13 protein-coding genes are annotated in these 13,423 nt (G+C 68.9%); 9 read left to right on the top strand and 4 right to left on the bottom strand.

Annotated features, from left to right (window positions below):
* Nucleotides 1-37 precede the first annotated feature (37 nt).
* Entirely contained in the window at nucleotides 38-406 is a 369-nt protein-coding gene (locus PTQ19_RS12760; RefSeq protein ID WP_179410032.1) for a PLDc N-terminal domain-containing protein, read from the top strand.
* Complete coding sequence (locus PTQ19_RS12755) at nucleotides 403-2,190, top strand: 2-succinyl-5-enolpyruvyl-6-hydroxy-3-cyclohexene-1-carboxylate synthase (protein WP_274367585.1); 1,788 nt, start codon at nucleotides 403-405, stop codon at nucleotides 2,188-2,190. Before PTQ19_RS12760 ends, PTQ19_RS12755 begins: the two co-directional genes overlap by 4 nt.
* Before the next feature lie 10 nt (nucleotides 2,191-2,200).
* Here PTQ19_RS12755 and rmuC read toward each other — a convergent pair whose 3' ends face one another.
* Nucleotides 2,201-3,700 (bottom strand): DNA recombination protein RmuC, encoded by a 1,500-nt coding sequence (gene rmuC, locus PTQ19_RS12750; RefSeq protein ID WP_274367584.1) that lies wholly within the window; start codon nucleotides 3,698-3,700, stop codon nucleotides 2,201-2,203.
* A 79-nt stretch (nucleotides 3,701-3,779) separates the two neighbouring features.
* On the opposite strand from rmuC, the gene PTQ19_RS12745 reads away from it, so the two are divergent.
* Nucleotides 3,780-4,628, top strand: coding sequence for a polyphosphate kinase 2 family protein (locus tag PTQ19_RS12745; RefSeq protein ID WP_274367583.1), 849 nt, complete (start codon nucleotides 3,780-3,782; stop codon nucleotides 4,626-4,628).
* 27 nt (nucleotides 4,629-4,655) lie between these two features.
* Here the strand turns inward: PTQ19_RS12745 and ubiE are convergent, their stop codons facing one another.
* Complete coding sequence (gene ubiE / locus PTQ19_RS12740) at nucleotides 4,656-5,369, bottom strand: bifunctional demethylmenaquinone methyltransferase/2-methoxy-6-polyprenyl-1,4-benzoquinol methylase UbiE (protein ID WP_179410036.1); 714 nt, start codon at nucleotides 5,367-5,369, stop codon at nucleotides 4,656-4,658.
* Nucleotides 5,370-5,523: 154 nt separating this feature from the next.
* Here ubiE and PTQ19_RS12735 point away from each other — a divergent pair, with 154 nt between their 5' ends.
* From PTQ19_RS12735 to PTQ19_RS12720, 4 genes are read left to right on the top strand one after another with little or no spacing between them, the layout of a single operon-like run.
* Nucleotides 5,524-6,789, top strand: coding sequence for an isochorismate synthase (locus PTQ19_RS12735; RefSeq protein ID WP_274367582.1), 1,266 nt, complete (start codon nucleotides 5,524-5,526; stop codon nucleotides 6,787-6,789).
* A 60-nt stretch (nucleotides 6,790-6,849) separates the two neighbouring features.
* Nucleotides 6,850-7,911: a polyprenyl synthetase family protein gene (locus PTQ19_RS12730; protein WP_274367581.1), complete on the top strand. Its 1,062-nt coding sequence runs from the start codon at nucleotides 6,850-6,852 to the stop codon at nucleotides 7,909-7,911.
* 14 nt (nucleotides 7,912-7,925) lie between these two features.
* Nucleotides 7,926-9,299 (top strand): FAD-dependent oxidoreductase, encoded by a 1,374-nt coding sequence (locus tag PTQ19_RS12725; RefSeq protein ID WP_274367580.1) that lies wholly within the window; start codon nucleotides 7,926-7,928, stop codon nucleotides 9,297-9,299.
* 59 nt (nucleotides 9,300-9,358) lie between these two features.
* Nucleotides 9,359-10,360: an alpha/beta hydrolase gene (locus PTQ19_RS12720; protein ID WP_274367579.1), complete on the top strand. Its 1,002-nt coding sequence runs from the start codon at nucleotides 9,359-9,361 to the stop codon at nucleotides 10,358-10,360.
* On the opposite strand, the gene PTQ19_RS12715 is transcribed toward PTQ19_RS12720, so the two are convergent.
* Nucleotides 10,348-10,989: a GntR family transcriptional regulator gene (locus PTQ19_RS12715; protein WP_224818902.1), complete on the bottom strand. Its 642-nt coding sequence runs from the start codon at nucleotides 10,987-10,989 to the stop codon at nucleotides 10,348-10,350. The genes PTQ19_RS12720 and PTQ19_RS12715 overlap by 13 nt on opposite strands.
* A gap of 166 nt (nucleotides 10,990-11,155) precedes the next feature.
* Here PTQ19_RS12715 and PTQ19_RS12710 point away from each other — a divergent pair, with 166 nt between their 5' ends.
* Both PTQ19_RS12710 and PTQ19_RS12705 read left to right on the top strand, forming a co-directional pair.
* Complete coding sequence (locus tag PTQ19_RS12710) at nucleotides 11,156-11,734, top strand: TetR/AcrR family transcriptional regulator (protein ID WP_274367578.1); 579 nt, start codon at nucleotides 11,156-11,158, stop codon at nucleotides 11,732-11,734.
* A complete protein-coding gene (locus PTQ19_RS12705) occupies nucleotides 11,731-12,780 on the top strand; it encodes a 2,3-butanediol dehydrogenase (protein WP_274367577.1) in 1,050 nt (349 codons plus the stop codon). Before PTQ19_RS12710 ends, PTQ19_RS12705 begins: the two co-directional genes overlap by 4 nt.
* 73 nt (nucleotides 12,781-12,853) lie before the next feature.
* Here PTQ19_RS12705 and PTQ19_RS12700 read toward each other — a convergent pair whose 3' ends face one another.
* The gene (locus PTQ19_RS12700) at nucleotides 12,854-13,342 is read right to left on the bottom strand and encodes a YajQ family cyclic di-GMP-binding protein (protein WP_179410044.1); all 489 of its coding nucleotides are present in this window, start codon (nucleotides 13,340-13,342) and stop codon (nucleotides 12,854-12,856) included.
* Between the last annotated feature and the right edge of the window lie 81 nt (nucleotides 13,343-13,423).

Below are 13,423 nucleotides of genomic sequence, written 5' to 3'. Positions count from 1 at the left end.
CCGTGCCGCCGCCGCGTAGGCGACCTACACTGGGGATATGGCTCGTGCTCTGATCGTCGGCGGTTTCCTTGCTGTCATCTTCTGGGTGTTCAGCATCGTCGACGTGTCCGTGCAACCGGCCGACCGTCACCGTGGCGTCTCCAAGGGCATCTGGGTACTGATCGTGGTGCTGCTGCCGGTGCTCGGCGGCATCCTGTGGTTCGCGCTCGGACGTCGCCGTCAGGGCGACACCCGCACCACTCTCTCGCTGCACCCCGACGACGATCCCGAGGCGCTGCGGCGCATGAGCACGGCCGAGCAAGATGAGCGCATCCGCCAGATGGAACAAGACGAGCGCATCCGCCAGCTTGAGGAAGAGCTCGCGCGCCTCGATGACGAGACCGACGGTGCGGATCCGCGGTCGTGACCGCGTCGCCGGCGAGTGACGCCGCGGCCGATCTGCTCGCCGAGCTGATCCGTCATGGTGTGCGCGATCTGGTGCTCGCGCCCGGCTCGCGTTCTCAATCGATCGCTCTCGCGGCGGTCGGCTACGCCCGAGCGGGCGTTCTGCGGGTGCACGTGCGCATCGACGAGCGTGTCGCCGGGTTCACGGCGCTCGGCATGGCGCGCGAGACGGGCGTGCCCGCGGCGGTGCTGTGCACCTCGGGAACGGCCGCGGGCAACCTGCTTCCCGCGGTGATGGAGGCCTTCCATGCCGGCGTGCCGCTACTGCTGCTGACCGCCGACCGTCCGCCCGAGTTGCGTGGTATCGGTGCCAACCAGGCGACCGTGCAGCCCGGGATCTTCGGAGCGTTCACGCGTCTGCTGATCGACGCGCCTGTGCCTGCGGACACGGCGACCACCGATTCTGTGTCAGGAATCACCGATTCTGTGTCGGAAATCTCAGACGAAACCGGTGCAGACCGGCGTGTTGAGCCCGGGCGCGCCGAGCAGAGCACGATCGGCCTGGGAGTTCCCACCGCATGGACGGGGCTCGGCGTCCGTGCCGTGCGCGCGGCTCTCGGACGCGACGGCGAAGGACTGCCCGGCGTCCGTGGCCCGGTGCAACTGAACCTGCCGACGAGGGAGCCTCTGTCGGCGACGATCGAACTTCCGGCCGTCACGCCCGCGGACGCACCGACCCCGCCGCGTGCGCAACCGCTCGTGCTGCCGCGCGGTCCGCGCACGGTCGTGATCGCGGGCGCGGATGCCGGGGCGGATGCTGAAGAGCTCGCCCACAACGGCGGCTGGCCGCTCATCGCCGAGATCGTCAGCGGTGCACGATTCGGACGCCTGCTCGTGCACGGCTATCGCGAACTGCTCGGCGAGGCCGCACTCGGCGGCCGCATCGAACGGGTCGTGGTGCTCGGGCATCCGACGCTGAGCCGCGAGGTCGCGGCGCTGTTGGCGCGGGAGGACGTCGAGGTGCTCGCGGTGCGGTGCGGGGGAGAGGCGCTCGATCTGAACGGGCGCACAACAGCGCTGGATTCCGTCGATGTGGCACCCGGCGCGGTCGATCGAGAGTGGTTGGGTGCATGGATGACGGCCTCGCAGGCGCGCATGGTCGACCTCAGCGCGCCCGCACCGGACCACGACGGGCTGTCGTCCGACGACAAGGCCACGCGGCTGGGAGCCGTGCGCGCGGAGTTGGACGCCGTACGCGCCCGGGTCGATCGCGAGATGCTGGTGGATGCCGTCTGGCGGGCGACCTGGCCGCATGATCGGCTGGTGTTCGGGTCGTCGCGCCTGGTGCGGGTCGCCGACCGGGTGCTGGGCGGCAAGAAAGTGCCGGTGCACGCCAACCGTGGCCTGGCGGGTATCGACGGGACCATCGCAACGGGAATCGGAATCGCGCTGGCGAGCCAGGCCGAGGGATCGCCGGGGACGACCCGCGTGCTGCTGGGCGACCTGTCGTTCTTGCACGACGTCGGCGCACTGCTGCTGCCCGAGGATGAACCGGCACCGCGCATTCAGGTGATCGTCGGCAATGACGGCGGCGGAACGATCTTCGACGCCCTCGAGGTCGCCGGCACCGCACCAGCGGCCGACCTGGACCGAGCGTTCTACACGCCGCACGCCGCAAACCTGGCGGCGCTCGCCGAGGCCTATGGCTGGCAGTTCTCGCGGATCGACACCCGGTCGTCACTGGACCAGGCGCTGACCTCTCCGATCGACGGTCCGCAGATCATCGAGATCCCTCTGAAACGCTGACGTCTGACGCTCACTCCAGCCGCTGGGTGACCTCGCCCACATCAGCGCTGGCGTACCGCTCGGCGTCGGGCTCTGCTTCTTCGAGCTCGTAGAGGTCGCTCTTCTGCGGTGCGGTCGCGAGGGCCTCGACCGGCGAGGCGTCGGCGAGCACATCATCGAGCCCCTGCAGGGCGCTGAACCGGCGCGCCTGGGTGACCACGTTGCGGTCGAGCGAACCGGCGAACCGGTTGTACGCATCGACGGTCGAGTTCAGGCTCCGGCCCAGCTTGGCGAGGTGCCCGCCCAGCGTGCCCAGCCGCTTGTGCAGTTCCTTGCCGACGGTGAAGATCTGCTGCGCCTCCTGCGCCAGCTGATCCTGGCGCCATGCGTGGCCGACCGTGCGCAGCAGCGCGATCAGAGTCGATGGGGTCGCGATGACGACGTTGCGCTCGAACGCGTACTCGTAGAGCGTCGCGTCCTGATCCAGTGCGGCGGCGAGAAACGGCTCGGCCGGTACGAACATCACCACGAACTCGGGGGAGCCGGCCACCACATCCCAGTACTCCTTGGTACCCAGATCGTCGATGTGCTTCTTCAGGTGTCGCGCGTGCGCCTGCAGTCGCTGCGTGCGGACGGTGTCGTCGGTGGCCTCCATCGCCTCGAGATAGCCGTTGAAGGCCACCTTCGAATCGACCACGACGCGCTTGTCGCCGGCGAGATGCACGACCAGATCGGGACGCAGCGCGCCCTCATCGGTACTGTGATGCGGCTGCTCGTCGAAGTCGACGTGGTTGACCATGCCCGATGCCTCGACCACCCGCCGCAACTGCAGCTCGCCCCAGCGGCCGCGCACCTGCGGGGCGCGCAGCGCGCTGACCAGCTTGCGCGTCTCGGACCCCAGCGTCTCGGACGACTGACGCATGAACTGCAGCTGTTCGGCCAGGGCGGCGTTCGCCTCGAGACGCGACTTCTCGGCCGTCGTCATCTCGGTCTTGACCGTATCGAGGGTCTTCTGAATCGGCTCGATCAGCTGCTGCACGGCGTCCTGCCGCTTCTGCAGTTCGGCCGCGCCCTCGCTCTGGCTGCGCTTGAGGCGCTCCTCGGCCTGCTGCAGGAACACCTTCGTGTTCTGCTCCAGCGCGCGGCGGCTGAGGGCGTCGAACTCGTCGGCGAGACGCTTCTGATCCGACCGCAGCTCGTCCAGGCGCCGGGCGTGCTCGGCGCGTTCGTGCTCGAGCCGCGCGTGGGCCTCGGCACGGGCATCCGCCACCGCCTTCTCGCCGAGCGCCCGCGCCTCGGCCACCCGGCGCTCCGCCAGACCGCGCTCTTCGTGCACACGCGATGCGGTCTCGGCGCGCAACGCCACGGCGTCGCGCTCCAGGGACTCGATCCGCAGGCCGGCCGCCGCCGCTTCGGCGTGCTGTGCGGCATCGGAGGAGCGCCCGCGCTGCGTTCCCAGCAGGAATCCCAGCGCGCCCGCGAGAGCCGCTGCCAGCAGCGCGACGACGATGATCAGAAGCGACGTGTCCATGGTTCCGATTGTGTCCGAGACCACCGACATCGCGATCCCGTCTCGTGCGCCGGGCACACGGAGCGGGCATGATGTCTGCATGAAGACGCATGGATGGACGCACGACCCGGTCGACCTGCTGCGCGTGGACGAGGAGTTCTCGCTCTCCGATGTGGACAGCGCCTCTACCCCCGGCTTCACGGGGGACAAGGCCGACGGCGAGCAGGCGCTCGAGGGGCGCGGGCAGGTGCTCGGCAACCTGCAGGAGCGCCTCTTCGCCAGCCGCGGCGATGGCACGGCATCCGTGCTGCTCGTGCTTCAGGCGATGGACACCGCCGGCAAGGGCGGCATCGTGCGTCATGTCGTCGGCGGCGTCGACCCGCAGGGCGTCGAGCTGGCGGCCTTCAAGAAGCCGACCCCCGAAGAGCTCGAGCACGACTTCCTGTGGCGCATCGAGAAGCACCTGCCCGCCCCTGGATTCATCGGTGTCTTCGATCGCTCCCACTACGAGGACGTGCTGATCGGCAAGGTGCACGCCCTCGCCGACGCCGCCGAGATCGAGCGCCGGTATGAGGCGATCAACGTCTTCGAACAGCGCATCACGGCCACCGGCACCCGCATCGTGAAGGTCATGCTGAACATCTCGCGCGATGAGCAGAAGCAGCGGCTGGCCGAACGCCTCGACCGCCCCGACAAGTACTGGAAGTACAACCCGGGCGACGTCGACGAGCGCCTGCGCTGGGACGACTACATGGCCGCATACCAGACGGTGTTCGAGCGCACCGCGACACCCGAGGCGCCCTGGTACGTCGTGCCGGCGAACCGCAAGTGGTACGCGCGCCTCGCCGTGCAAGAACTGCTGCTGGACGCCCTGGAGCGCATCGACCCGCAGTGGCCCGCGGCCGACTACGACATCGAGGCCGAGAAGAGGCGCCTCGAAGCGAGCTGAGCGCCGGTGAGCTGAGCGCCTTCGGGCTCAGCGCGGCTTGCGTGCCCGGTGCAGTGCGACGATGCCGAACGACAGGTTGCGGTACTCGACGTGCGTCCAGCCCGCCTCGCGGATCCAGGCCGCCAGGGTGCGCTGATCCGGCCAGTCACGGATCGACTCGTTCAGGTAGTCGTACGCGTCGCCGTTGGTGCCCGCCAGACGGGCCACCTTTGGCAGGACCTGCGCGTTGTAGAACGTGTAGAACCCGCGGAAGAACCGGCTCGGCGGGGTCGAGAACTCGTTGATCACCAGGCGTCCGCCGGGCTTGGTGACCCGTAGCAGCTCGGCCAGCGCCTTCTTCGGCTGCTGCACGTTGCGCAGCCCGTATGACATGGTCACCGCATCGAACTCATCGTCGCCGAACGGCAGGTCGGTGGCATCCGCCTCGACGAAGGTGATGTTGGGCAGGTGACCGTGCCGGCGGCGGCCCTCGGCGAGCATCCCCGGCGAGAAATCGGCCGCGACGACCTGTGCGCCGCTGGCGGCCAGCGACGCCGACGAGGACGCCGTCCCCGCGGCGAGGTCGAGGATGCGCTCGCCGCGCTGCGGTGCCACCGCGCGCGTCGCCGCGGCGCGCCACAGCGCGTCGTTGCCGAGCGTCATGGCCGTGTTCGTGCGGTCGTAGCCCTTGGCGACCTGATCGAACATGCCGCTGACGTGCGAGGGGTCCTTGCCGAGGTCGGCGCGATTCGACGAGGTCATACTTCGATCCTATGCGGCGGATGCTGGGCGCTTCGCGCGGGGATGTGCGCTTCGCGCGGACAGAATCCTGCAGATCGTCCGCGCGAAGCGCACAAGTCCGCGGCAGGCGTACGCGCTGACTCGCGCGGCGGTGCCTGCGACTAAACTGGGTCGCGTGAGCAGCATCCGTCTGGTCGCGCAGACCCGCGAGATCCCACCCGTCGACGACCTGCTGGCACATACCTCTGCCGCACGGCCGATGGCCTGGTTGCGTCGCGGCGACGGGATCGTCGCCGTCGGCGACGCGCCGGCGGCGGTCATCCGCATCCCCGCCGGGCAGTCGCGCAAGCGCAGCGACATCCTCGCTGACGCGTGGCGCGAGATCTCATCGGATGCTGACATCGACGACCCCGTCGGACTCGCCGGCACCGGCCTGGTCGCCTTCGGGGCGCTGATCTTCGATGAGCACTCGCAGGCCGACAGTGTGCTTGAGGTGCCGCGCACTCTGATCGGACGACGGGGCGATCGCAGCTGGATCACTCGCATCCGCGCCGTCGATGAGGACTTCGCCGATGTGCCGCCATCGGTGCCGTACGGTCCGCACTGGGCCGGTCGCGTCGGACCCGGCGCGCAACCACCGCAGGGGTATCAGCAGTCGGTGCGCACGGCGCTCGATGAGATCGAACGCGGCGACTACGGCAAGATCGTCCTCGCCCGTGATCTGACCGGCACCGTACCCGGGGACGCCGACCTGCGACGCCTCGTGCGCGCACTGGCGAGCGGATACCCCGACACGTGGACCTTCGCGGTCGACGGCTTGATCGGTGCCAGTCCCGAGACGCTCGTCACCGCGCATGAGCGCACGGTGACGGCGCGCGTGCTGGCAGGCACCGCCGCGCGCGGCGCCGACCCCGCAGAAGACGCCGCCGCCTCGCAGGCGCTCGCTCACAGTGCCAAGGATCGCGCCGAGCACGCCTATGCGGTGCAGAGCGTGCTCGACACCCTGCGGCCGCACACCCGCTCACTGAACGCTGACGAGAACCCGTTCACGCTCGAGCTGCCCAATCTGTTCCACCTCGCCACCGATGTTGAAGGCGTGCTCGATGACGGTGCATCCTCACTCGACCTCGTCGGCGCTCTGCACCCGACCGCGGCGGTCGCCGGCGCGCCGACCGACGTCGCGCTTGCGGCCATCCGCCGCATCGAGCCGTTCGATCGCGGCCGGTACGCGGGACCGGTGGGCTGGATCGACGGCAACGGCGACGGCGAGTGGGCGATCGCCCTGCGTTGCGCGCAGTTCGCGGATGCCCCCGATGACGCATCCGGTGCGCGCCGGGTCACCGCCTACGCCGGGGCAGGGATCGTCACCGGCAGCGACCCAGAATCCGAACTGCTGGAGACGCGCGTGAAGTTCCGTCCGTTGGTCGATGCGCTCGCGTAAGACGGTGCGATCGCGCCGCCGAGAGCGGGTGGGCGTCCGGGCGCGGGTAGGGTGGAACACGTGACTTCGAGCCCCGCCTCCTCGGGCACGCGCCTTGCGAGCCGACTCGGCTTCAGCGACCGCGTCTTCCTCGGCCCTGCGGCCCGCCGCATCGCGGCACGCATCGACGAGGGCCTCGACCTCGTCGAGTCCACTCTTGCCAGCGAGGTGAAGGTCGCCGACCCGGTCACCGATGCGGCCACGCGTTACCTGTACGAGGCCGGTGGCAAGCGCATCCGTCCCGTGCTCGCGCTGCTGACGGCCCAGCTCGGTGACGGCAACATCACGCCGGTCATCGAGATCGCCGCAGCGCTCGAACTGACCCACCTCGGTTCGCTCTACCACGACGACGTCATGGACGGGGCCGACACTCGACGCGGTGTACCCGCGGCGCACGCCGTGTGGGGCAACAACGTCGCGATCCTCACCGGTGACATCCTCTTCTCGCGTGCCAGTCAGATCATGTCGCGTTATGGCGACCGGGCCATGCGCCTGCAGGCTGACACGTTCGAGCGCCTGGTCATGGGGCAGATGCACGAGACCGTCGGTGCGCAGCCCGACGACGATCCGATCGAGTTCTACCTGCAGGTCTTGGCGGACAAAACGGGATCGCTCATCGCCGCGGCCACTCAGGGCGGTGCGATCTTCTCGAACGCGCCCGCCGAGTACGAAGAGCCGTTGCGTGTGTACGGCGAGAAGGTCGGCGTCGCGTTCCAGTTGCTCGACGACGTCATCGACCTGTCGGCCGATGCCGAGGAGACCGGCAAGGTTCCCGGTACCGACCTGCGCGCAGGCGTGCCGACCATGCCGTCGCTGCTGCTGAAGACCGGCACCTCCGACGCCGACGTTGAACTCGCCCGTCGTATCGACGACGGCGTCGCCCGTATCGCCGAGGGTGCCGACCCCGCGCTGCTGGACGGACCGCTCGCCGAGCTGCGTGACCATGAGGCCACGGCCCGCACGATGGACCTGGCCCGTACCTGGACATCCGACGCGATCGCCGCGCTCGCACCGCTGCCGAAGGGCGCCGTGCGCGAAGCGCTGACCCGGTTCGCAGAGACTCTCGCTGATCGCAGCAGCTGACGGAAGGAACCCCCATGACGAAGCTCAAGCTGGCCATCGTCGGGGCAGGACCGGCGGGTATCTACGCCGCTGACATCCTGCTCAAGGCCGAGCGCAAGTTCGATGTGTCCATCGACCTGTTCGAGCAGCTGCCGGCCCCGTACGGCCTGGTCCGTTATGGTGTTGCGCCCGACCACCCCCGTATCAAGGGCATCATCACCGCGCTGCGCAACGTGCTCGACCGCGGTGACATCCGCATCTTCGGCAATGTGCGCTTCGGTGAGGACATCACCCTCGACGATCTCAAGCGCCACTACAACGCGGTGATCTTCGCCACCGGTGCGGTGCGCGACTCGGGCCTCGACATCCCCGGCATCGACGCCGAGGGGTCGTACGGTGCGGCCGACTACGTCAGCTGGTTCGACGGGCACCCCGACGTGCCGCGCGACTGGAACCTGGATGCCGAGTCGGTCGGCGTCATCGGCAACGGCAACGTTGCGCTGGACGTGGCGCGGATGCTCGCGAAGCACGCCGATGACCTGTTGGTCACCGAGGTGCCCGACAACGTCTACCAGGGCCTCAAGGCCAGTCGGGTCACCGACGTGCACGTGTTCGGCCGTCGCGGACCCGCGCAGGTGAAGTTCACCCCGCTCGAACTGCGCGAGCTCGGCGAGCTGCGCGACGTCGACATGGTGGTCTACGACGAGGACTTCGACTACGACGAGGCCTCCCAGCAGGCGGTCGCCAGCAACAAGCAGGTCATGGTGATGGACCGCATCCTGCAGTCCTGGCGCAAGCTCGACTCGGTCAACAACGCCGGCGGAACGGCATCCCGCCGCCTGCACCTGCACTTCTGGGCCCGCCCCGTCGAGGTGCGCACGGACGAGAACGGCCGGGTCGCGGCCCTCGTGTACGAGCGCACGACGTCCGACGGCGCCGGCGGCGCGGTCGGCACCGGGGAGCTGCGCGAGGTGCCCATGCAGAGCCTGTACCGGGCCGTGGGCTACTTCGGTTCGCCGCTGCCCGATGTGCCGTTCGACAAGAAGCACGGCGTGATCCCCAACCGCGAGGGTCAGGTGCTCGAGGCGCAGTCGAACCAGCGGGTTCCCGGCATCTACGCCACCGGTTGGATCAAGCGTGGCCCGGTCGGGCTCATCGGGCACACCAAGTCGGATGCCATGGAGACCGTGCGTCACCTCATCAACGACCAGGGCTCGTGGTGGCAGCCCGAGGACCCCTCCGACGAGGCGATCCCGGCGCTGCTGGCTGAGCGCGGTGTGGAGTGGACCGACCTCGAAGGATGGCATCGCCTGGATGCCCACGAGATCGCCCTGGGCGCCGCGCAGGAACGCGAGCGGGTCAAGCTCGTTCCGCGCGACGAGATGGTGCGGGTCTCACGCGGGGAGTGAGCGCGCCGCGCTGAACCGCACTGCCCGTTCCTCCTCGGCGCGCCGGATAGGGTGTCGACATGGGGGAGTGGATACCGGACATCCTCGGCGACGGGTTCGAGCAGCAGACGCTACCGCTGGGTGAGGACTCCGAGGGTCAACTGGTCGCGACCGTGGTGCGGTCGCTACCGGAAGCGCCGCGCTGGTGGCATCCGCTGATCGGACATCGTGATCGTCGGCCGCTGGCCGACGTCGATGTGCTGTACGTGCACGGCTGGTCGGACTACTTCTTCAACCGCCGCCTCGCCCGCTTCTGGACCGACCGCGGTGCGCGCTTCTACGCACTCGACCTGCGCAAATACGGACGCAGTCTGCGTCCGGGTCAGACCCCGGGCTTCATCACCGATCTCGCCGAGTACGACGCCGACATCGGTGCGGCGCTGGCCGCGCGAGGGGATGCCACCGGGCGCCGGTTGGTGCTGCTCGGCCATTCGACAGGCGGGCTCACCCTCAGCCTGTGGGCTGCACGTCATGCCGGCGACGTCGCGGCGGTGGTGCTGAACGCACCCTGGCTCGAGTTCCAACTCAGCGCGGCGCGCGCCGCGATCACGCCCGTGGTCGAACTGCAGGCGCGATTCTGGCCGATGGATGCGGCGCCCCAGGTCGATCTCGGGTTCTACAGTCGCGCCCAGCGCGAGGTCGCCGACCCTGATGATCCCCTCGAGACGAATCCCGAGTGGCGCCCCGAGAAGGCGATGACCGTGCACGCGGCGTGGTTGCGCGCGGTCTTCGCCGGGCACGATGCGGTCTCGCGGGGCCTGGGGATCACTGCGCCGGTGTGCGTGCTGCTGTCGCAGCGCACGGCCTTGCCCACCCGCTGGTCGCCGGAACTCACGCGCGCTGACAGCGTCCTGGTCGTCGACGACATCGCCGCCGCCGCCGTGAAGCTCGGATCGTCGGTCACGGTCGAGCGGATCGACGGCGCGCTGCACGACGTCTTCATCTCGCAGAAGGATGCCAGAGACGAGTCCTACGCGCGGTTGGCGCGGTGGGTGGACGGCTGGTCGGTTCAGACGGCGTAGAGACGACGGCACGCCTGTTCGGCGGCGTCGGCGTCACGGCGGTGCAACGCGTCGATCATCTGGGCGCACCCTTCGACCATGCGACGACGGTGCTCGGGGGCGATCACGAAGTCGCGCAGGGACCGCGCGAGGGCCAAGCTCACTTCTTCGATCAGCGACTGCTGCAGCGGGTTTCCGGTGCGCGACGAGAGGAATCCCATCAGCTGCCGGCGGGCGTGAGAGCACGCGAACGGGTCGTCGACCGAGTCGGCGACATCGGCGATGAGTGCCGTCGCTGTCGCGAGTTCATCCTCTGCGAGCCGAGGACATGACAGGCGGACGATGATCCCGGCCTGGAGTCCGGCGAACTCCCGGGCCACCTGGATCGACTCCGGCGTGACCGTGCTGACCTCGGTGTAGCGACTCGGGTACATCGTGACCAGCCCGATGCGCTCCAGCCGCTGCAGGGCCTCGCGCACCGGCGTGCGCGACACCGCGAGCTCTGCGGCCAGGTCCGCGTCGCGGATTCGCATTCCGGGTGCCAGCTCCCCTTCGACTATGCGTCCGCCGATCAACTGGAACAGACCCTCCGCCAGCAGTTTCTTGTGCCCGGTGATTGTGGGCTCGTGCCGTCGCTCGACGTCGACCATCTTCTCTCCCCATGAGCCTCGATGCGGTCTCCCGCGTCGGAGTTCTCGACTGCCCCATACAGTCGTGACTCCGTAGTCTACCCGCGTGGATTCGGCGGACATCCGTGGGCTGTGGAGAGATTCTCGAGCCGGTAGATATCTGACAGTTGTCGTATAAACTGCAGATATGGATGCGCGCGTGCGACGTTCGCGAGACGCGCTTCGGGCAGCGGTGCTCGAAGCGGCGGCCGTGACCCCGATCGCCCAGCTGACGGTGTCGCAGATCTGCCAGTCGGCCGGGGTCACTCGTGACACCTTCTACCGGCACGCGGCAGCGCCGGCGGAACTGCTCGCCGATGCCCTCGAGGCCGAGCTGGAGCCGATTCTCGCCGACATGCCGACCACCCGAGTGCTTGACGAGAGCGAGCGCGCTCTGCTGACGCACATCCAGCAGCGCGCCGCCGTGTACCGCGGTGCCATGCAGCCCCTGCTGGCCGCCCCGATCCGGTTCGCGCTCGACGCGGCCCTGCGCCGCGGTCTTCGGCTGTGGTTGCAGCTGCACCCCGACATCGTTCCCGATGCGATCGCCGCCGACCCGGCGGCGCTGCGCATCGCCATCGCCTATTCGGCCGCCGGCACCGTGGGTGCCATCGAGGAGTGGCTGCCGGATGGTGGTGACCCGGATCGCGCCGCAGAGATGATCCTCGCGGCTTCACCCCAATGGTGGCGGGCGACATCCGCCATCGAGGAAAGGAAACAATCATGAAGGCAGCGGTGTTCCACGCGAAGGAGGACCTGCGCATCGAGCAGGTCGACGAGCCGGTCGTGGGCCCTGGGCAGGTCAAGCTGCGCAACGCGTTCGCGGGCATCTGCGGATCCGACCTGCACGTGTACTACGCGCCCGAGGCATCCGGCCTGGATCTCTCCAAGCCGCACCCCCTCACCGGTGCAACGCTTCCGCAGATCCTCGGGCACGAGTTCTCGGGCACGGTCGTCGAGCTCGGCGAGGGCGTCACCGACGTCGCCGTCGGTGACCGCGTCGCCGTGTGGCCGATCTACTCGTGCGGCGAGTGCGTCGCGTGCCGTCGTGGCATGTTCAACGCCTGCCGCACGATCGGCTTCCACGGGCTCACGTCGCACGGCGGTGGCATGTCCGAGTTCACCACGGTGCCCGCGGGCAACGTCCACGTGCTGCCCGAGAATGTTGACCTGCGCATGGGCGCGCTGGTCGAGCCGATGGCTGTTGCCTGGCACGCCGTCAACCGCGCCGAGATGCCCGAGAACGGCACGGCTCTGATCGCCGGCGCCGGTCCCATCGGCATCGGTGTGTGGTTCGCTCTCAAGGCCCGCGGGATCGACCGGGTGCTCGTCTCGGAGCCCAGCGCAGAGCGCCGCGAGATCATCGCAGCACTCGGTGCGACGGTCGTCGATCCGGTGAACGGCGACCTCGCCGCGGCCGTGGCCGAGCTGACCGACGGCGACGGCGTGGATGCCGCGTTCGACGCCGCGGGTGCGGGGCCGGCGATCACATCGGCACTGCCGCAGCTGACCCCCGGCGGCAAGGTCGTGGTCGTCGCGATCCACGAGCGCCCCATCGACCTGCTGCCGACGCAGCTCGTCGCGACCGAGATCGGCATCTTCGGTACGCTCGGGCAGCTTCCCGAGGACTACGAAGACGTGATCGCCGCCATGGCCCGTGGTGTGTACGACACCACCGGCTGGGTGCAGGAGGTCGAGCTCGACGGTGTGGTGGATGCCATGACGGCACTGCGCGGTGGCGCCGGCGCGAAGATGCTGGTGAAGGCCGGCTGATCCCCGTCCGCAGAGACACAGAGGCGGGCCCGTGCGATCGCACGGGCCCGCCTCTGTGTCTGAGTGCTGTCGGTCAGCGGTAGTTCACGAACTGCAGGTCGACCTCGAGGTCGGAGCCCTTGAGCAGAGCGATCACCTGCTGGAGGTCGTCGCGGCTCTTGGACTGCACGCGCAGCTCATCGCCCTGGATCTGGCTCTTGACGCCCTTGGGGCCCTCGTCGCGGATGATCTTGCTGATCTTCTTCGCGTTCTCGCTCGAGATGCCGTCCTTGAGCGAGGAGACGATCCGGAACTCCTTGCCGCTCGCGAAGGGCTCGCCGGTGTCGAGGCTCTTCAGCGAGATGCCCCGCTTGATGAGTTTGGTCTGGAACACGTCCAGGACGGCCTTCGCGCGCTCCTCGGAATTGGCCTTGATGAGGATCTGCTCGCCGCTCCAAGCGATGGACGCGTCGGTGCCCTTGAAGTCGTAGCGCTGCTCGACCTCCTTGCGGGCCTGGTTCAGAGCGTTCTCGGCCTCCTGGTGGTCGACCTTGGAGACGATGTCGAAAGAGCTGTCAGCCATACACGCAGTGTATCCAAGAGCGCCGGTGTGGAAGCGTTTCCATACCGATATGCGGTTCGCGACGCCATCACGGCTCGGTAT

Source organism: Microbacterium esteraromaticum (assembly GCF_028747645.1).
Lineage (GTDB): Bacteria > Actinomycetota > Actinomycetes > Actinomycetales > Microbacteriaceae > Microbacterium > Microbacterium esteraromaticum_C.
Note: the sequence above shows the minus strand (reverse complement) of the source record. Positions and strands in the feature narration are given on the sequence as shown.